General features: G+C 47.4%; 1 protein-coding gene (running past one end of the window). It reads right to left on the bottom strand.

Annotated elements, in window-relative coordinates; all coding sequences use genetic code 11:
• Window positions 1–115: 115 nt before the first annotated feature.
• Window positions 116–23,780 carry the 3' portion of an Ig-like domain-containing protein gene (locus tag IYN85_RS25890; RefSeq protein WP_304627154.1) on the bottom strand. It continues 13,610 nt past the right edge of the window, so only the last 23,665 of its 37,275 coding nucleotides appear in the window; its start codon lies off the right edge, out of view; its stop codon occupies window positions 116–118.

Below are 23,780 nucleotides of genomic sequence, written 5' to 3'. Positions count from 1 at the left end.
ATGAACGTTGTGAGAGAAGTGAACAATGGTTAAAAAGTCATCAATTCAATAAGGACTTTTGGCGGTTGAGAACACAGCGAAGTCAGTACTAAATTAAAAGTGGCTAACTCAATTATTAAAAATTATCCACTTTAACCCTAACATCAGCTCCACAACTTCCACCTGTATAGGTCGTCATTGCTTCGCCTAGAATGTTTATTGACGCAACCTCAGAAAAGTCATATGCGATGTCCTTTGCAGTAATGCCAGCACTACCGGTTGGAGAAAACTTTAAGCGACCACCGGCAAATTCGACAGCTCCCTGAAATCTTCCCGCATAACTTCCGAAAAACTCCGTCGAGTTAACCAACTCGACACCATCCTTCACCAAAATGAACCGTCCAGACCAATTCGCACTCACTTTCTCAAAGCGCAAGTAGCCATCTTGCTCTCCGCTTGGTTTCAAAAAATTCAATTGAAGGACTGAGTAGTCTCCCATCCAGCACATATGGTGAGCGACAACGCTGAGTTTCATTGTTTCAGTAAACGCAGTGATGGTGTTTTGACCAACAGCTGGCGTATTCACCGTATCATTTATATCAATGAAGACTCCTTCCTGGTTGTCTCCTATCCAGTCTGCACCGGGCTGTTCGGTTGAAGAAACTCGATTCTGAAGCCACAAGTATCCCCCCGACTTTGCCGACGCCTCATACTCTGCCCGAAGAACAAGTAACTCATTAAACGAGTTCTTTTCGCCACCTTCCCATTCCAAATCGATACGCTGGTAATAGGAATGGGTATAGAAATTCAAAATTTCTACGTAATCACCTAGCGAGCCGTAGTGCACCTGCAGATGATCATCTCTGCGAACGAGCTGAATATCTGCGATAGTACTCACACCAGCGATCCGAATCGTATCGCGAGTTGTGCTACTTGTTGTGTATTGAAAAATAGTGTCCTGTCCGTCACCTTCTTCAAACAAATAAACATCGAAGTTATTTGTTGCCGATGTGTTGGTACGGCCGCCATACAATGTATCGTTACCTGGTCCTCCAACGAGAGTGTCATCCCCCATTTCGCCGATTAAGATGTCGTTACCAGTACCGCCGTATAATATGTCATGACCATCGCCGGAAGTAATTGAGTCATTCTCTGCATAGCCGTAGACGATATCTCTCCAATTTCCGCTTAAGGAAATGGTATCGACACCGTCAGTGCCTCTGACTTCCGCAGCGTAACTTCCAATCAACGAATTAAATGATACCTTGTCCCCATTCTCCCATTCCATATCGATGTACTGGTAATAGGGATGACTGTAGAAATTCAAAATTTCTACGTAATCACCCAGTGAGCCGTAGTGCACCTGCAGATGACTTTCTCTGCGAACGAGCTGAATATCTGCGATAGTACTGACACCTGCGATCCGAATCGCATCACGACGAGAACTGCCTGTTGTGTACTGGAAAATGGTATCCTGACCATCGCCTTCTTCAAACAAATAAACATCGAAGTTATTTGTTGCCGATGTGTTGGTACGGCCACCATACAAGGTATCGTTACCAGGCCCGCCCACCAGAGTGTCATCACCATTTTCTCCGATTAATATATCGTTACCAGCACCGCCATATATGACGTCGTGACCATCGCCTGCATTAATCGTGTCATTGTCTGCGTAGCCGTAGATGATGTCTCGCCAATTTCCAGTTAACGAAATATCGTCCACACCCTCCGTGCCTCTGACTTCCGCAGCGTAACTTCCAATCAACGAGTTAAATGAAACCTTGTCTCCATTCTCCCATTCCAAATCAATACGCTGGTAATAGTAGTGACTGTAGAAATTCAAAATCTCTACGTAATCACCTTGCGAACCATAATGCACCTGCAGATGATCATTACTACGAACCAACTGAATGTCTTCAATGCTATTGACCGCTGCGATCCGAATCGTATCCCGAGTGGAACCACTTGTTGTGTATTGGAAAAGAGTATCCTGGCCATCGCCTTCTTCAAACAGATAGACATCGTAGTTATTGGTTGCAGTTGTGGTGGTTCTACCACCATATAAGGCATCGTTTCCAGGCCCGCCCACTAGAGTGTCATCACCATTGTCCCCAATCAAAATGTCGTTACCGGTACCGCCGTATAGGGTGTCATGACCATCGCCTGCATTAATCGTGTCATTCTCCGCGTAGCCATAGACGATATCTCGCCAATTACCACTTAACGAAATATCGTCCAAACCCTCTGTGCCTCTGAATTCTGCAGCAATGTCTCCTATTAAAGAGTTAAATGAAAAGCTTTCTTCGTTTTCCAATTCTAAATCGATATTCTGGTAATAGAAGTGACTGTAGAAATTTAAAATTTCTACGTAATCACCTTGTGAGCCGTAGTGCACTTGCAAATGCTCTCCATTACGAACCAGCTGAATGTCTGCAATGCTGATGACCCCTGCGATCCGAATCGTATCGCGAGTGGAGCTACTTGTTGTGTATTGGAAAACGGTATCCTGACCGTCGCCTTCTTCAAACAGATATACATCGTAGTTATTTGTTGCTGATGTGGTGGTGGTACCACCATATAGAGCGTCGTTTCCTGGCCCGCCCACGAGAGTGTCATCACCATTTTCGCCAACTAACGTGTCATTACCAACACCGCCGTGAAGCATATCATGGCCAGCACCTGCATTGACGGTATCGTCGCCCTCATTAGCCTTGAACAAGTCACTGCCATTGCTTCCATTTAACGTTTCACCACCATCGGTACCCACAAAAATTGAATTTCCGCGGTAGGTTGTTGCGAACGGTTCGAATTCCAAATGTGAGTTAATGCCATCAACAAAGCTGTCGATGCTTTCACCCTCAATTAAGTTCATTTCAATCACAACATCGATAAATGCCGCACGTAAAGGCAACGCCTCATAAAACTCGTAAGGAAGCCATTGCGCGTCGTTAGCAGCGTCAGCATAACTGGCTAACAACAACTGCATGTCAGCATCATAGAACCTAAAGCCAAGCCGGCTGATGTCCGCCAGTTCGCCCTGCTGCGCCGCTAACCAGGAAACCCGCGCCCGCGCGTTAAAGAAGAAATTGGTTTCAAATTCAGACAGATGAGCGTAATCGGAAATATCGAAACGCTGATAAGCAACGACATCGCTCCCGCTTCCTGAAAATACATAATTGCCTTCTGCGCCACCGTCGTTCGCTGCTTGCGTTAGACCACCTTGCCCGATGATCCAACCGAATTCCGTCAGGTTCTCAGCGTTACCATTAATAAGCGGCAAGGTTCGATTGCGAGTTAAGTTGCCCTCCAGCAGCACCTGAATTTCATTGGCCGGTTCGCCATAAGCTGTTACTTCGTTAACGCGCCCACCTTCCGGTAATGAGTACCAATCGGCGATTGTTAAAGAACCTTCGGCTTTAGAAGAGCTGATGAGCAGATCCCCTGCGTTATTGGTAAACAGCAGATCGTCGTAGTGAACGTCACCGCTAAAGTGGATACGGTCTTGAGCATTCGCGGAAGATTCGATCACGTCATGACTGTTGTCGAAGGCAAACACGTAGACATTGCTACCGAAACCATCGTTATACGTATCATTACCAGCGCCACCGCTGAGCGTATCACTGCCTTCTCCACCGTCGAGTGTGTCGGCACCGTCTCCGCCTAGCAAAATGTCATTACCGGCCAAACCGGTAAGCCCATCTTCGCCTTCATAACCGACGATCACAGTACTGGTTGATTCACCAAATAGCGAAGCATCCGTGGTTTCGGATCCTCTTGCGATGACATGCAATGCCACTGTTTGGTTGATCTCGGCATTGTTCCAGACCTCTCCGTTACCAAACTTGATTTGCTCAATTTGGTTTTCCAGGCTATCAAACCATTGCGTTACGGTGATGGAGTCCTGTCCGTTCACGTGAAACATCCACAAATCATTACCGATACGACTTTTCAGTATTTGATCCGATGTTACGGTTGAATCGAACTCAATGACATCTGCCGTTAATGCGTTATTGACTCCGACCGTGGTGATGGTGTCTTGACCAAAATCCATAGCAAAAATAAAGGTGCTCGACTGACCGGCTACGGCGTCGGTGTCAATCAGTGTGTCGTTACCCGTACCGCCATAGAAGGTGTCACTGCCGGTTCCGCCAATAAGCGTGTCGCTATCCGCATCGCCATGTAAGACATCATTACCGGCACCACCGTCGAGTGTATCGGTACCGGTATTTCCCCAGAGTTCGTCATTTCCGGCTAGACCATATATTTCGTCGTTACCACCATTGCCGTCGATACGGTCGTCGATGTCATCAAGGCCGTAAAGGGTTTCATCTAACCCGGTCGCCAAACTGATGACCGCTGCATTGATATTAGATTTCAACAATGTTGAATCGTCTGCGAACCGGATACGCTCTATCTGATACTCTTCACCCAGGAACCAATCTTTCACCGTCACGGTATCGGGTTGATTTAGAACCGCTATGAGCAAATCATCATCGGTTCGCTGGATCTTAACATCAGCCTGAACGATAGACCCGGTAAATACTATTTCATCAAATCTATCGTCATAGTCGGTTGGGCCAGTTGGCAAAATTGGCCCAATGCTTTCAATGGTGTCTTGGCCAAAGCTATCTTCAAAATAGAAGTAGTTGTGGTCACTGTTTCCGGATTCGTTATCAATCAGTACATCGTCGCCGGAGCCACCATAGAAATGGTCGACTTCTGGTCCGCCAGTTAAAGTGTCCGCTCCACCAAAACCATACATCCGATTCGACGTGGGGTAACCAAGCAGAGTATCGATTTCTTCAGTACCGTTAATCAGCCAGTTCGGGTGACGATCAATATTATAGTCAGTACTATAGTCGCCTAATTTCCAGCATCTATAGCCACCAGTATCACACATGTAATGGAAATTCTGGTCTTCAAACCAACCCTTGAACGTTATCGTATCGAGACTATTTGATAGCCGTAAAACGACATCGTTGCCAACCCGTTCAAAAAACACATCCCAATTTCGCCTCAAATTGTAGAAGTCGAGTCCTAACCCATATTCATCCAATATAATTAAACTTGAATATTTAGTTTCAATGACATCCTGACCGAAATTTAAATCGAATCGGTATCGCTCCCCACCAAAACCAAAGCCGGCTGGTCCATTGCCAATTAACCTGTCATTGCCGAGCCCGCCATTAATGTATTCACCAATAAGAGGATTACCAATCAGCTCATTAGGGCCGTCATCTCCTATTAATGACCTTGCTTTATAATAAACAACCCCAGAATCCATACCCGTTTCATCAAAAAAATTAATCGTAATCTCATAAAGGCGAGCATAGTCATCGCCGGCCAAGAACGCCTCCGGGAATATAACTTTATCTTCGGTACCCGCCACACCAATAATGAGGTCGAGATTATGGGTGGTGAAGGTTAAATCCTCTTGTGTAATCCCGTCCCAGAATACCAGGGTATTTGTACCGTTTTTGTCGGTGATCGTATCCACACCAAACCCACTTGCATACCGGTAAGTATCGTCACCGGCACCTCCGTCCAGCACGTCATTTCCGGTACCACCTGTAAGTTGGTCGTTATCAACGCCGCCATACAGGTAGTCATTTCCGGCGAGTCCGTCAATAGTATCTTCTCCCTCTAAACCGTGGAGAACATCGTTGAGTTCCGTACCGACAAGAACATTGACAGCAGCATCGTCATACACCGGCGTGTTGTATGGCGCATCTTGGTTGCCGTCGCCATCGGTGTCCGCCTTGGTTGGGTCCAGCACGCCCGACAGGATTTCATCTTCATTGCTGATGCCGTCTCCGTCGAAGTCGGCACTTGGGTCAAACACCTGATACTCCAGATAGTTGGCAAATGAGATGTCCGTCTCTAACGCCGTTGAAGCATTCAGATAGGTCGCTTGTGCCGTCACGGTGAGAAGTTGCCCATCAACAAAATCCTCGCCAACACTCGGCACATCGATAATGGCATCTTGCCTGGCATTCGCACCAACTACGGTGACGTTTAACGACATCAACGCATCGGGCATCCCATGGCTGAGAAGTTTACTCCAATCTATTTGCAACTCATGGTCATCGTCAGCCAGCAAGAATGGACGACCATTTTTTAATTGTAACCTCGCATCGGGTGAATCAACTGTATGTTGGAGTTCTCCGACTAGAGGCGCCTTACCAACAGAAGCAACCAGACTACTATACATGAAATTCAGTTGCGCATAACTTGTAAGATATGTCGCAAAGTCAGGGTCGTTCGGATCAAATGTGAACCTTATTCTGTCCGAGCCATCGATATTGAAATATCCACTGAGCCATTGATATTTGCCTATATTCACTTCTGCAACATCATCAACAACATGAGAATATTTCGGCTTGTCCAAATCGATGACAACCGGCTCATCAAACCAAACATCAATGAATGGGGCCTCGTCGTTTTTAGCCAAGCCGTTTTCTAATTTTTCAATTATCGGATTACCACCAACAAAGTTGAGCACCAGGTGATTGGACTCTTCAATGTTTTGTAGATCGCCAGAACCCGATTGCACAAAGATATCAACCGGCCCCTTAGCATCTGGGTAAATCTGAATAGACCGACTGCCTGTGCTGAATGGTATGGCGGCCAACCCTTCCTGGTTATCGATTTTTGCTGCACCCGTCCAGGCCAGATTCAGTACACCATCGACACTTTGGTTACCCAGTTGGTTGCCGTACTGATCTTGCAGTCCAATATCAAACTTGTGCGGAATCTTGTAAGAAAGTGAGTTCAGCACATCGGCATCACCGCTGGATGCCGCGTAATTGTATGTCACTGTTCTGGGTTCGTCGGCCAATAGCCCAAAGTTGATATTGTATACCCGATACGGTGCTGTTGTTTCCACACCGTCCGAATCGTAATACGTGCTGATACCTGAAGATGAGATAGATAATAGAGCATCTCGGTATCCGCGTAAGGTTGGTACGTCCAAGGTGAGTGATGCGGCAGCATTCGAATAAGGAACCGTAACGGAAGTGCTTGTGTCACCGTAGCTCAAAGAATATTCGGCAGACGGGTGCGTAAACGCACCACGATCAAGATCGGCAATATTGCGATTTACCAAGGTAAATCGCACCGATTTAGAAACATCATCTGAGACTTTATTTCCCATTTCATCTTGCAGTTCACCGCTGATCGTTAGGGTGGTCCCCACGGTCACCGGGTCAATCTTATGGATGACGATTCGATCTGGATCACCCGCAACAACATTCCAATTCAACGAAGCAGGGCTGACGGTTTCGCTGCCCACCAGCGTTGCGACAACCTGATAGGCGCCCGCAGTTCTGAGTGTATCCAGACTAAAGGTCACTTTGCCGTTTACATCGGTCTGCTGCGTTATCGGCGTAATAACATTATTGTTTTCTTCGTCTAGCAGATGAATCTCAACCGCTTGCGATGGAATCGCAAACGCTCGATCATCCAACACTTCAACGGCGAAATTAGCCGCGGTGCCAACTTTGCTCTCCGAAGGCGACAAGTCATTGTCGGTCACAAAACGGATCAAGTTAGGTTGATTCAGTACCTTAACGTTAATCGTTTTCATCGCGCCTTGGCCGAGTTCATCAGTTACTCTGACGCTGACTGGCCAAATCAACTCCGTTAAACTCGGTGCGGGTAGAGTGACACTCAAATATGTCGAAGCGACAACCGGTGTGGCCAGAATCTCACTACCGGATACCAATTCAACTTTCAGGTCCTTGTAGTAAGTTTCATCGACGTAATTTAATCGACTGATTGAAAACGTCACGTTCTCTCCCGCATAAACCGGGTTCTTTGAAACGTAGAAATTTAAAGCCGAAATATTCGGTTTTTTGTCTTCCTTAACGGTAATACTTGCCGTTTTAATCGTTTTTTGGTCTCGGCTGTCGACAAATTCAAACGTGACTTCTTCCGTAACAGTGCCAACAACTCGGGTTGTTCGTGCATCCGGAACATTGAATTGTTGACCAACAGTCGTCCCAGTCAATGGGAACTCTGTTCGCATACCGTTCCAGATCACATTCAGCTGTTTGAGTCCGACGTCATCTGTTGCGTCAAAATAAACTTTCAGTTCTTTACGTTCGGTATTGGGCAAATTGTAAAAATAGGTGTATGAGATCACTGGTGGCAAATCCACCGCGATATTCAACGGCAATACCGCTGAATCGGCATTGCCAGCGTTATCCGTCGCCTGAACCGTGAGCGTATGGTTGCCTTGCGACAGCGGTGGCAAGACCAGTTTCGTTTGACCCTCACCCATAATAGGTTGAACAAAAACGCCATCCAGATACACGCTCGCCCGATTCAATCCACTCTGAGCATCGCTAATGGTTGCGTCTATCAGTACATTTTGGCCTTCAATCAATTCTCCGGAAATAGACAACACCGTAAGCGGCGCTTCAGTATCCACACTTCGTGTGATGCTCTGTATGTCGCTGTCCACCGAGCCTGCACTGCTGTCTGTTGCCACTGCGTAATACTCGTAGTCACCCGCAGCAGTGGCGGATAGCGACAACTGGTATGGCGGAATGGTATCTCGACCGGCGTATACGAACTGCGTAGCAGAGGGTGCCTTCACATAGAACTGAACCTGTGCAACGGTTTGGAAGTCGCCAACGACACTGGCGCTTAACAACAGCGGACTGGCGGTATAGCTACCCTGCGCGCTGCTTAACAAGGTGTAATTTACCGGTAATAACCGATCGGTCACTTGCAGTTCAACCCCGTTTGCAACCACGTCACCGCTGGTGGCAGCAACCGAAGACAAGGTTAAGGTTGTTGCTCCACCTATGGCCTCTTGTGCAACCAGTGCCACGTCCATACTTCCGGCTATTCCGGAATGCGCACTGTACAACTGGCTCTGAGTATCCAGCTGCACAGCAACCGGAGTGCGTTCATAATTGAAAACAACATTGTGTGCTTGACCAACGGTCCATCGGTTGGATGTTAAGTAGACACTTGGCAATACGGGTAAGGATGCAGTATCCAAACGGTACACAGATAAGCCTTTGTTACCCAGATTCGCAACCACTCGTCCTTTGGAATAGGCAATCGATTGAATTGCGACACCAAAGTCGGCGACTTCTGTGGCGACGTTATTCTCAGGCGACACCGTTTTCAGTACCGAAGGTTGATCATTTGCAACCACCAACGCCTGATTTCCGACTAACCCTACGGCATTTATGTTCGAAGCAAATGTCTGCTGCGAACGATGCCCGGTTAACGAGTTAATCCAGTGAATAACCGATCCCTGTGCAACAACTATGTTGTTGCCCTGAGTTGCAAGAGAACGTATGACCCCAGCCGGTAACTGTACAATGCTTTGCAATGTATCTGGATTATCCGGAGTTACCCGGTACACCTTATTAGTATCCGTAACGATAACAAGCTCATTGGCCACGGACATGGCAACAACGTTTTCTGTACCGAGGTCTAACAAACTGATATCTGTGTAGTTTCTGGCGTTTACGATTCGTATCCGAGACCCGGCCTGCAACACCAACCACTGATTATTCGCAGCGATGCGATCAATATCAAAGTTGGTATAGCTGAGGCTCCGACTTACGCCGTAATCGGTCAAACGCAATGCGAGTACGCGATGATTGTTGCGTTGGTAGACAAACGCTGTTGAATCATTAAGGGCAACATCGTCTGCTGTCGCTTTGTAGCCACCCGCAGGATACTCGTTAGCTTGCCATGCGAACCCAGTTTGCGCCCCAAGTACGGCACCAAAGTTGCCTGCTGCCGCTATGAAGTGGTCATCACTCAAGACCACTTTGTTTACGATACCTACGTTATCACGACGATGTTCTATGCCCGAGTTAACCGATGACCCAACATTCGTTAAGGCCACTCCTCCGCCATTAAACAGTAACCGATTGTTCCAAGCGGTAAGTGCAGTTGTGCTGTTAGCAGCAACAGACCAGTATCCCAGTACCTGTGCTCGTGCTGTCGCGGTTAGCGCCAGTAAACGATTATCGCCTGTTAATACATATAGCAAGCCGTCTACTTCGCTTACTTGCAGGACAGCAGCGTTGAAGGTTCGCGTCTCAATGCGCAGACTATTTCTTCCAAGTCGACTAAGGTTACCAAGCGAATCTACCAACCAATAAGCATTCAACCCTGGGGTTAAGGAGACAATTGGCTGACTGTGCGTGAATATAACATCGGCTTTGGCTGGCGACGTTCGACGTTTCAGCAATGCTCCTTGCCAGAAAAGCAACGCATCACTGTCTGCGTAAAGTCCGTCAACGGAAGAAAATTCGAAAATAACTTTTCCATTTTCAACGCGATACAGTTGGCCACTCGCAGAAAGAGCAAATAACCGGTTCGACGCTGTAACTAGTTTTGTTACCGGTTGATTGAAAGTCAGCACGTTTACGCGGCTATAGTTCTTTATGTTTATCGACCACAAATCATTGCGATCGTCGACCACTAATATCTCATCACGTACTTGCGCGAGATCAATGATCGTTGCCGGCAGCTTGGCAATTTGCGCGCCATTTAATTTTAAGGCACGGCCTTCTGCGGTAAACAACCCTGCTACTGTTGGCAAGCTTTCTGTTGCAGACCATTCATCGCCTTGCCAGCTAGCACCTGAAACCACGTCAACTTGCTGAGAATGTACGTACTCAATGCCTTCACTGTTGGTTGAAGTCAGCTGAATAACAAGCGAAGAAGCTTCAGTGGGTACGCTGAAAGTGACCTCATCATAACCGAATATTTGAGGCTGCCCATCTACAATGACTTCAATTTTATTGAACGCTGCCCCGACCGTTGATGCGGTCACATGCACATAGCTACCGGCGAGCGCATAAGTGCCAATACCTGCTAATTGAGGTTGTAAAACAGCCGAATCATTTAGAACTTTAATGGCGACCTGTTTACTGACAGGCGCAAGCTGATTGCCGACGAATGCCGTTAAGTTGACATAAAATACGCTTTGGGCATCGACCTGTGGTGCCGGTAGATGAATGGCAGTGGTATCCGCTGATAGGAAACGCTGTGACACCGTCACCCCATTAAAGTCGGTAACACTGGCTTTTAGCCAACGTACATCCGCATTTTCATTTGCCATAAATGATAAGTTGATTGTGTCACCTTCGATGAACACGCTGTTTTGTGCAGGTTCCGTCAGCGCGATTGCGTCTGCATCGGCCTCAAGCGGCAATAGCGAAAGTTCAATGCTTTCACTCTGAGCATTAGACGATATCTGAACATTTTGTGTATTTTCTTCAGGCAGTGTTGAACGCCAAATCTGCGCTGGCGTGACGTTGCCCGACTGGTACCCAAATCCGTCGACATCGATGACTTCGTTAGCTAGTGCAAGCAGAGACACTTCAGCCCTATTGGCTAAATCGGCCGTTTGAAGTGGTAGAACATTCATATACGCAGTAAGGCCTGGGAAACTTATAGTGTTCAACCCAGTCCATGACGCAGCATCTCGGTTAACCGTAACATTGCTACCATTCTCTGTTCCGGCGATAAAATAAACCTGCTGACTGAGTTCAGTCGGCAGCTCGATGCCGAGTTCACCAGCATTAGCCACGTAGAGCGCCGGTACCGATTCAAAACTGGCGTTTTCAAACGCAATACCGACCGTCTCACCATTGGACAGCGCTTTAACCCATAGCCCTGTTTCTGTAGTCGTGGATATCAGTTCTACAGATTGAGGCGAATAACGTTTGAGCAGAGTCTGAATGGCACTGGCGTCTAGATCATAAACCTGTAACTCAACAGCAGAGCCTGTCAGCGGCTGCCATTGATTCGACGCGAAACCGATTAATTCATTCGCCTGATAGATGGTCCATTGACCACTCGCACTTCGCGGCAACCAAATCTTTTCATCATCCACTAAGGCTTTTTCCGGCATAACCGACGCAGGCAAGACAACTGTCTCAAGGAAGTCATCTGTTTCGCGGTCGAGAACCGTGACCTCATTCGAGCTGAGCAAATAAACATACTGCTTAGTAGCCAGCACCCGGCTTGCAGCCTCGCCCACCGAATACGATGACGCCAGATTCAGATTTAAAACCGCAGCATTGTGTTGCACTGACAACCGGTAGAGTGCCGAGTCTGTTAACACAAAGATTTCATTACTTATTACAGCGGCGGAAATAATAGGCTCAGGAACACTTGCACCCAGAATGCTTACAGCCGACTGCCCTCCTAACTGCCAAGCCGCAACCATATTCTGTTGACTAACAATCAGTAAATTATCGAACAGCCCAACTATTTTATCGGTGTGTGGCAGGACGTAGGAATCCACAAACTGCCAGCCGTCCTGGTACTGATACCAATCAAGTTCTGCTTCGCTGTTCAGCACGGCTAAGTTAGCACCACTTATGAATGCTTCCGTTGCCTGCGTTAAACTGCGCAGATTCTGTTCAACGCCATCCATTAACAACTCATAACCACGGGCTGTATTCACGACCTGTACCGACAGGCCCTGCCCTTTAACGACAACTGGTAATGACGTTTTACTTAATTGAACAGATGCTATCGGTAACCGATCCAAATACGGAATTACCGGCACACTGACAACCGTTGAATGCAAGTTACCAGAAAGGTCTGCCAATGTGGCATCCACCTCGACAGTCGCACCCGAGACACGGATGCTCGTTAGCTGACCAAACGACGATTCAACTCGTGCATCCACACTGTCTAAGACCAATGAAGATGCGCTGCTGAAGTCATTCATGGCTTCCGGTGCGTTTGCATCTGCAAGCAGTGTTAGACCACTGGCCACTTGTGACGATGGCTGCACAGTTAATTCAGCAGTTTCACTCATTCCGTCGTCTGGTCTTACCAATAGCGACACGACGTCCGACGATTCAAAGCCTTCAACATTGCGCCCAGTGACGTAAAGCTGGATCCACGTTTCATTCAAGAGATCGGGCATTGTCAGGGTCGACTCGAAGTAGCCTTCACCGTCGACCGGTGCAATTAGCGTCGCTGGATTTAATTCATGACTCGCCTCGCCATTAACCCAGAGATCGATATTAACACTGCTCAATCCTTCGGCCTGACCGCTTAAAACAACTTCCTGCTTGGCAAAGACCAATGCGTCCTTACCTGGCTCCAGAATGCCGACACTTGGCAAGAGGGTCTGTTCGTCTACCAACGTAACAGTAACCAGCTCCAACGAACTTAGGTTGCCTCGGCGATCTTCGGCACTCACTGTCACCGTAATGATATCGCCAACACTGTGTTGACCCTGTATCGCATAAGTCAACGAAGATGACTGAGTACAACTCGATGCTTCGCCATTAACAGACTCACACCAGTTCAACGCGTCAACCCCGATACTGTCAGAGACTTTTACGGAAACGGTTGTAAAGTCGCTGATTGCTACACCAGTGTTATGCTTCGGAGAAACTATTTCGACCACCGGCGCTACCGTATCAGGAGCCAGTACAAACACGCTTTCGATTAACTTGACTTTATTCTCAAGCCCATAGGTTACGGCAATTCGAACCGGTATTTGGGTCGATGCGATTGTATCGGTGTAATATTCCAATGACTGACTACGCCAGAGGGCCTGTACAGTACCGATAGATGATGTCCAGTTTGATTCAACCATGTCACCATCGATAAACATAGTGATTGAGCTAATTTGCTCCAAATTTCCGGACAGCACTGCGCTGACAGAAATCACATCCCCTTCTTGAGGCAATGCCGGACTTGTGGCAAACCCGTTTGTGGCCAGCTCGATGCTTGCGTTTTGAACTGGGAACCTAAAGCGACGCGTTGTTGACTGTTTGCCATCGCTTACGCGCATATCCAAGGTTATGTCTGAGCTAAAACGATCGTCTACCGGCAGCACAAATTTCTGTTTATCGACCACTTGCCAACTGAGCGGGAAAGTTAATCCTGAATCTGCGGACAGTCGATAGTGATAAGTCAGCTGCTCGGAAGTCAATCGATTATCAAGCGCTGAAACTTCCAGATTATACAAATCACCACGCACGACGGAAGAACCATCCAATAAGCTTTGACCGCCTTTGGATAATGCTATCGACCCTGATTGCGGAGCGAGAGTATCGGCAGAGATAAACTGTTGAACTAATTCACCATCAACGAGGCTATCACCAGTTTTCAGCACTAAATTACCCGACAAATCACGCAGGCTCTGAAGTTTAAATTCAAACAGATGATTGGAAGGCAGAGTACGACCACTGATCAATTCAAATGCATAGGTGTGGTTACTGTAAGTTTGAACTTGGAACCAATCACTGATATTCGATGTGGTAGAAGCGTCGTAAGTCTGAGTCGTTGCGGTTGCTGACCAAGAATCCCAAACGATTGCTTCACTGCCTTGAATAACAATACGTCCCGCGCTGTCGAGCTTTTGTTTAACTGCGACCGTAGGCGCCACATTGTCGACATAGGTTAATTCGCTGCTAATAAACTGCTCATTCGTAGCAGCACGTACCAACGCAACTCGGGCAGTACTGTCTGCTGAACCGGCCGGTGCGACTATTGTCAGCTGACCGTCGATCAGAGTGAAGTCAATCTCGTTTAGTGTATTGGGCTGCTCGCCGAGTGTTAGCCAGTGGACCCTGAGTAAATGCGCATGTGTGGCGTTGGTATCGATGGTAACCAGATTGCCGCCTTTCATGGAAAGACCGTCGACCCGACCGGCAAAGTCAGACAACGGTTCCCCAGCAGTTAGCGAACGCAATACCTGTATTGCGTTCGCAATACGCTGTACTTCACCGACACTTTTCACGGATATGCTGTAGTTGCCATCAGCCAACCCGGCTACAGGCAACAACAAAGAGCCGTTGCCGATGCTCCAGTCGTCGGCAGTATAGGTTGAATTATTGAAGACAAGCTCATTTATAGTGGTAAGCCTGTCACCAGTTAGTTGCAGATTAAAACCAGTACCTGCTCGTACAACAGAAGGCGTAACATCGTCTATATTTGGTTTTGCCAAACCAAAAAGGCTAAGTGAAGGTACTGTAAACCGCACGGAAGAATTGGCGGATACACCGATCAGAGACGAATTAATATTGGATAATTCTATCTCATAGCGGGACGCTTGATTCCAATCGACTGACGGTGTGATCTCTAAATAACTGCCCGCTCTGGATACAGTAACAGGTACTGTCTGATTGCTGTTGACGTCCGTAACACTAATTTCAGTGTCTTGCCAATTGCTTAACCCTAGCCCTAACTGCACAGAGAGTTTGTCGCGATTGGATGTAAGAACGGGTAACTGTTCGTTAACGAATAGTGGAATCGGCAAAGCAACCGATAATAATTGCCCTTGTTGCTGGAACAATAGAGACCCGAAACTGTTAACGGACAACTGAGACAATGCCCCAGAACTTGGCAACGTTGCTCGGAATGCTGCACCTGTTTCGTTATGAACGAACGATAACTCGCTGCCGGAGCGATAGATCGACCAGTCGTCTAACAAGTACTGTGTAGACTCGTTTGAGTTATATTCATGTAACACTGCAAAACTGCCTTGCGTTAAGGCAGCCTTAGACAATACGACAAGCTGATCACTATCGCGCACTACAATATTTGAACGAGTAGATTCTACAAATGTTGGACTGGCACTCGTTAACAACAATGGATAGCTATAGGCGATGTCAGTCACTGTATTCCAGTGTCGATACTCTACTTTGTCGGGATACAATAGGAACAAACCAACATCATCTAATGAGACATCCTGCACAGCGGCTGGCAGCGCTATAAACTGTCCGGACTGTCGCTGTTTGACATAGATAGATTCACCTATAAATACGACATGCTGATGACGCATTTGTATTCGCCCGGTCGCTTCTGGTGCATTAAAGCTCTGTATTGCATTAGGCGTTAACGGTTTAGAAGTATCAAATAAATGAATTGTTCGATTAACGTCTAAAAGGGCGGCAACATGGTTATCCAGTGTGACGCTGATTACATCCGTTATCGGGAAAAAAGACTGGAATGCGAGTTCATTGCCTGATATCAGTTGGCTTAATTCAGCTTTACCTGCTTTTAGGCTGAGCACTTGATTCTCGCTGGAACTGTAAGCCGTCAGAGATTTCAACAGAATACTGGAGTTCAAAGCACTATAAACGTTGCCCGCCACATTGCTGTTTTCTGTGCCGTTGACTAACTGTACGTCCAACCGATCCAAGTGATTAACAGGCACTCGCAGCAACAGCGTTTGTTCGTTGAGTAATGAGACTTCACTAACCCACTGATTATTAATTTTTGCTCGAGTTATGCCGGACAAACCTTTGGCTTGAACAGCTAACGTTTCACCCGCGTTGAACTCTACCCGGTTGTCACCGTAATTTACGGTTTGAGTGGAAACGTTATAGGTGCCCACCTGTAAGATTTCGGGCTTAGATACATAGGTATAGGCACCGACCAAGGTGGAATGCCGCAGGCCATTCGTGACACTAACAGCTACAGAAGCATTGTGAGAAGCTGCATTAGCGTTACCTGGCACCAGGACTTCTAGACGATCTGCACTCAAAGACAATATGTCTGACTCAGGAACCGTAATCTGACCAAAGGTAACCGTCGTTCCCGCATTAAAACCGGAGCCATAAATGACAACATTGTTACCGCCTTCCCAACTACCGAAAGCCGGGGACAGGGAAATCAGCGTTGGTTGCTGAAGATCACTTCCATACAAACGCCACTGGCTGGCTCTACCCAATGTTTCACTGTGTAGGCTTTGAACGTCTGGTGACAAAGTAACGAGGTACTCGCTGTTGTCCTGCCAAGCGGTTAGTGGCCTGAAGCTAAGTTTCCCACCATCATTGTTAACGAGTTGTGAAACGAAACCAGGTACTGGCACCCCAGAGCGCGTTACACTTAATAAACTCGTTCCCTGTGAAGCCACCTGCTCATAGTTCACAATTCTGTTCAATTGAACATCAATAGCTTCCAAGTCAGCTAGATGGCCGCTGTGCTGAGGATGAATAGACTGCAAACTAAATGGCACATTAGCAAACGTACTTAAGCCTCCGCCGATCAGTGCAGACAACTCTGGCAAGGGGTTATCCACCGCTTCGCCATTTTTGTATCCAAAACTTACACCCGCATAGATGGCTGTTGGCTGAAGAACAAAGGTATTAACATTACCGACAACAGAATAGTAGTCGACCAGTGATGGGGCACTGGAAAAATCGTTATTTAACCAATCACTGGCATTGTATTGTTGAAGGTCACCCTCGCCGGATGCAACATAGAGATCTGTACCCTGCAGAACCATATAACCGGACGTTAGCGTTGAGTTACTGTTCAAATAGGTTAACGAAAACTCTGATTGATATTGCCAACCGTCAACGGTCGGTGTATAGGCAAGTACGCTTCCCAATGCCCCTGTCGAAACAAGCAAAAGCTGATCGGTAATAATCAGGGATTGAGCGCTTACGGCTCTACTGCTGTTATCAGCCAGGGCAAACGTATTCACGAGTTCAAACTCGCCGGTTTTTAAATTATGAACGCGGAGCTGCCCACTGTTTAACGCGATGTACAGCGAAGCTTCATGTATTGCAATCGTGCTAACTTCGCTCTCCGAAACAGTTATTCTTGTGACTTGTTTCGGGTTGAATCCATCACTGAGATCAAAGACTGTTATGCCGGACGTGGTGGCAACAAACAACCAATTGTTTGCAACCGTCATCTGTTTAGCCGTGTCAGTTAAGGTAATCTCCTTAACCAAAACAGGATCATTAGCAAGGGTAATATCGAAAACAAACAACTTGTTTCCGCCAATGACAAAAAGCTGATCTTCATGTCGTGTAACGTCGACAAAACCATTTGGCTGTAAGTTGTATTGATATTCAAAGTGATATGGCTTGGCGTCACCGTCTGTCACTTTTTTCTCAAGCACATATGGGTTCACGGGATCACTGATATCAAGCAATACCAGGCGTGACTTGGTAAACGCTAATTCACGCTGCCCGCCAGATTCATCCGTTATCAAGTGCATACCACCGGTGACCGCATATACCAGCTGGCCTTGGGCATCCATAGCGGATACCGGGTACCCCGCACCCTCACCCAACACAACTGAGCCTGTTGCCTGACCTGTATAAAAATAATCACTGCCGGAGAGCGCTTGTTCATCGCTGAACAACGGATTTTCAACACTAACCTGGACAGCACCAAAACTTCCTGAAGGAACCCGAACCGTCGCATAACCTGATGAAGATACCCGAACATCGCCAGCTATCTGAGAACCGAAGCGAACGGTCATACCAGGAACAAAGCCCGCCCCATAAAGTTTGACGGTATTCCCCCCCCTTACGGGGCCACTCTCTGGAATGAATTGCGAAATTTGTACTGCAGGTGAGACAACGATAGCCCCAACCAACCTACCTGTCGTATTGCTACTCGCCTTGCTGACAGAAACCTCAATCGAACCCTGCAAATTTTGCATCGCTAATGTCGGCATGATGAACTCTATGGTCGTATCATCGATGAGCGTTATTTCTGGCTCGGCTAATACTGCATTGCCTATCCGAACAGACAGATCATTTACGTCATTACCAAATCCAGAGCCCACTATTCGAGCCGTTTCCGAACCATTTGCATGGAAGTAGTTCGATTCAAAGGCACCCTTTGAATTCAAACGTAGGACCTGGCCAACATAAGGCGCCTCGCCTGAAGCGAAGTCATAAGATATCTGGGTTCCTGAAAACGCATCGCCTGCAATAGTCTTCAGTTCATTGTTTAGCGCAATAGTTACCTGCTGAGGAACTGAACTGATGTCTGCAAACCTGACAGATATTAATCCACCAAACACAGTATTGAAGGCTTCAATACTAACGCCATCAAGCGAATCGCCATCTTCATTTGTTACCACAACGGCTTGCTGAATAACTTCATCAGCGGTATTGAGCAATCGGCTAAAGCCTAACGTGACTTCACTGGTGTTGGTCAACACAGCCCCTGAAGAAGGCAAAATTGTTGTCATTGTGAAGGCAGGCAAAAGCTTTTCTTGCAGACCGGCGGTCGTGGTGATCATTGCCTGTTGATTCTGCATACCGACCACAGTATTAACACTATCCAACGCTTGCCAATATTCAGCTGTCCATTGGTCGTTATCAAGCGAAAGTAGTTGCCAGGTATCTGCGCTGGTTAAGACTATTTGCTCATCTAACATCATCATCGATACACGGCTGTCATCACCGCGAACGTCTATATCTTGTCTGCTAAGAGCGTGTGTATCGGCGTCAATACTTAACACGTACCACTGGTCAAGATTGCGCACAAGAATACGTAAGTTACCTTGTGAATCCCATGCACTTTGCATAGGGCTGCCTTGATAAACCTCTGCCAGTCCAAATTGAACAGTTGACCACTCCGAATCGTAGATAAAGTCAGTGGAAGCAGGGCTCAAGAAACGGACCGATCCCATGTTCCCAGAAGTATCAGCAAGCGTCAAGGCGATAACATGTGAAGCGGCATTGTAATCGACATCAACAACGTCACCACTGCCAAACTCTCGCTGATTAATTAACAGCGGATTATGCAGGTCAGAAACATTTACGACAGCTAACCCATCGTTCTTATTGGCCAGCCACAAAAGATTTCCGACTTTTGTCAGACCCACCACGGGTGCGCTGAGTGAAAGCTGTGAATGCAGAACTGGGCGATCCGTTAGCGAAACATCATATATCTCCACTCCGGCTTCCATTAAAAGGCGATTTGAGCCAGTTGCCTTAGCGCCTTTCGACACACCAACAAAGAGTGTTTCCCCCTCTTGCAAGAATGCGCCGACTTCCATAGGGGGGTAATTAGGCAATCGCATTTCACGACCGGCCCCATAGACATACGACAATGAACCAACAGCAAATACCTCGTTGTTGGGCAATATCAACTCAATATCCACAACTTCCGGAGTAATAACACCCGGCGTTTTGAACGTCATGTTGGAAAGTGAAATGACATCATCTTGCAGGTCAATCGTTACTTCTTCTTCCCCCTGCTCTTGTTTGGTGTAGCCGGTATACCAAATGGTATTTGACGACCTTCCGGTTAATCGCACTTTAGTGCCTGGCAATATCACGTTCCTGCTGGCTGATATACCGATCGTTTTACCACCCATGATATTCAGCGAATCATGACTCAAATACCATTCCGTTCCGGTACGTTCAGCACCGATTACGAGAGCACCCGCCAAGGAATCACTGAAGCCGCCTTGTTCGACGACAAGGCCATATTGCCCGCTACTCAAATTCAAAGAAGAAAGCGATTCTGCACTAACTTGCAACTCTTCACTACTTTGCCAAACCGAAGGTACTGTGACATTCGCTAATTTGACGACAGCGAGGGGGTCGAACTGAGTACCGCGAATGATCAACGTAGGCTCTTCACCCGCGTAAAACAGACCATTCTCAATACTCACAATCGATGGTTCAGCGACAGTCTGCGGTCCAGTAGCAAACGCCACCCGATACGGTACCCAGAGATTTGAGCCGCGCACGGTTCGCACATCACTGACAACTAATTGGTAATCCGTCAACTCCGTTGCGTTAAAACGAATAATGAAGGTATCTGTTGTATCGGTTTGGTTGTCAGAAAACACCGGTTCGACAGTGAAAGAAACTGGCGTTTGGATGCCGTTAGATCTGTCGATGGATATCAGAGATATCGTTTCATCGTTCAGTGACGTTACTTCGATAACTTCATTAAACTGGATATGGAAGTTGTTGGCGTTGGAGACCGAAAGCAGACTCTGGTTATCAGCACTGGAGCCTACGACAATGGCTGCCGGTAACTGCATGCTGCGCAGGCCTTGCGTACCTGCGGCTGCAATCATACGATCTTTAAACAAGTCAACGTCCAGAATTTGCTCTGTATTGCCCGCTGAAATGACCTGCTCATTTTTCGGCTCAGAAATATCCAATATGATCACGCCGCTGCGAGCGGCTACAAAAAGGACATTTCCATAACGGCTTAAGTTAAAAGCATTGGGCTCATTAGCTTGCAACTGCGCATTAATTGGCAGGAACCAATTGTTTTCAGGTCGCTCAATCTCGTAGGCAATTACGCCCAGATTCGAAGCGGCGATGTAAAGGTAGCCGTTGTAAATAAGGGCATCTTTCGGGGTTATTCCAGCCGGAAGATCTATTTGGCGAACATCATTGAAATCGGTACTGCTGGTCAACGTAAGAGTTGACAAGCTTGCATCCGATTCCTCCGCCAATGTCAGCGATGCAAAAAACTGGCACTGATCTCCGAGTACCCAATTACGAGTATTGTGATTCCCGCCGGCAATGATCCAACCGGCGCTGCGCTTCAAAATACCCGAGGCGTTGGTTGTAAAACTAGCTACCTGAACAGGATCGTCAGGGTCGATATTACTGTAAATGGAAATCCCAGCGCTGACGCCAGTATAAAGCGCATTAGAACAAGGCTCATCGGGGCCCTTACCCTCGCCTCTACCCGTATAACCAGTCCAAAGCAAATTCCCATCGCGCAAAACCGTAGAAGCCAAGCCACCGACTGTCTCTTGGTTTTCCAGCAATTGCAGACCATTTTGTTCGTCCGCGTTCAGACGAGCCACGCCGCCACTTCCTGTCGCGACGTAAAGCCGCTTGTGCTCAATACCGTTTTCAATTTCGGTCACCAACTGCATGCCGGCGGAGTCAAGCGACATCGGGACTGAAAGTTCACCGCTGCTTTGTATGAGTTCCTTTTCATAATCGGTAAGCGGTTGATTTTCATTATATTTCGTTAACGCGATTTGGGTTGCCGCAAATGTCGCTAACAGCGCATTGGCGTCATCTCCAACTGGCAGTGAATTGTTACCGCCAACGAGCAACAGATCATTTGGTTCCTGAATATCAAAAACGGTCGCGCGGTAACTGTCGGAGAAGACACCGCCATTCACAGACACCTTAGTACCATGCTGATAAAAATAACCCGTGTTGGTTATCGCGGTACCGTGCTCTGGATCGACCACAACTTCTGTTGGGTTTACCATGTCTGGATGTACGGTAGCCAACTGCTTCAAACCAAATCCATAAGCATCAGGCAATACAAAAATATCGCCGTATCGGTTTTCAATAGTCAGGTCATGCTTTCCAGACAACCCAATCGGCATCGTCATGGTTAAATCATGGGTAGATGTAACATTGAAACTGGTCACCGGAATATTTCCGATCGTTATTTTCAGGCCATTCGTCACCGTATTGCCTGGTTCAAACCCATCTCCCGTCAACGCGACGGTATTACCACCCTGCAAAGGCCCCCATAAGGGTAAGACTGTTGCCACGTTCAGCGCATTGTCGATCGCAATCGCACCGCTGAGAGCAGCCTTATAAGAGAGGTCACCAATGTCAGCCGTGAGGACAAGGCTGTACAAACCAGGCTGAGTGATAGCCGGCATTGGGGTAGCGAGTATCGACCAACCAACGTTGTCAGGATCCTGTTGGCGTGTTGGTGAAGCAAGCTCTTTGCCGCCTAGGTAGATTCGCACATCAGTTGCCTGCGCAAGTCCACTGGCGGATATCTGAAGCGTTCGCGGTTGTCCAACCAAAGCACGACGGGGGGTTACAGCGTGCAGTTCCAATACTGATGTATTCCGGACACTGTTGAACACGAAATCGTAACTGCGTGAACTTGCCAAGCGGTATAAAACATAAGCACTGTCACCACTGTCATCTGGTGCTCCGATACCCTGCTCAACAAACAATTTCAGGCGCTCTCCACCGGCTAAGGAGTCGGCAGTCAACTTATCAAGTGATACCAGTGCATCATTACCGACTAACACAACACTGGTCGGCAATGGCTCGTCTTGATCGTTGAGCCATTGAAATTTATTCAGATTATCAGCCAGACCTTCGATAACTTTATTGAATCGAACGCGGGCAACAAACTGCCCTTTGAAGTCAGGCATTAAAACGTGATCAACAGGCTCGATTGAAGCAACTTTAAGCGCGCTGTCACCTACGATACTGACATCACCGCTGCCAACCGAGTAAGCTGCGTATTCACTGCCTATAACGATAGTGGCAAAAGCATTTTGAGTATCGTTGGCACTCAAAATCAGAGGCTGTTCAGGATCACTGACATCAACAAGTTGAACGCCATTTGTGCCAGTTGCAACGTAAGCGATGCCCCCATTAACAGATACGTCGTATGCCGTACCAACTTCGGTAAAACGGCGCACAATGATCGGCGACGCAGGATCCGTAACATCCACGATGACCAGCCCGTCGTCTCCAGCGGCTAAATAAACAAACTGACCTTCCAAAACAACCCTGGAAGCAGGTTGATCCAGTGTGGCGACAACCTGATACCCCGTCGTTGAATTCAATTCAACCACAGAGAAGCCCCCAGCATTAGGTTGCGCAACACTCTGCAATGTTTCAGAACTCAGATCGTATTGTCCCGATACAACGGCCGCGTATTGTTGATTGTTGTTCTTACCGAACCAAGTGACGACATCTTGTGAAGGTAAGTCACCCGGTATGTCCACAACTTGAGAAATATATGTTTTGCTATGCAACCATGCATCGACAACGGTTAACCCTGTTTCGCCTGTCGCGACCAAGACCTGATTATTTTTGACGTGCATTCCGCGCGCATAGGCTGAAGCTAGTGTTTGTTCTCGTACCCAGCTGTAGGAAGAAATGTCCGTTGAATCAAAGGCCAAAATGAACAACTTAGCCTCACCGCGGCCACTAATACCGGTGACAAACACACGATCCAAACCATTTTCAAAATAGGGCTCGACGTCAATGGCCCGATAGCCATCGGGTAAAAGGGCTCGAACGAGTATTCGGTCATCAACTTTGTCATCATCTTCGTCA

Origin of the sequence: Reinekea sp. G2M2-21, assembly GCF_015687175.1 — a bacterium.
In the GTDB taxonomy this organism is placed as follows: domain Bacteria; phylum Pseudomonadota; class Gammaproteobacteria; order Pseudomonadales; family Natronospirillaceae; genus Reinekea.
This window is presented reverse-complemented; position numbering and strand designations above follow the sequence as displayed.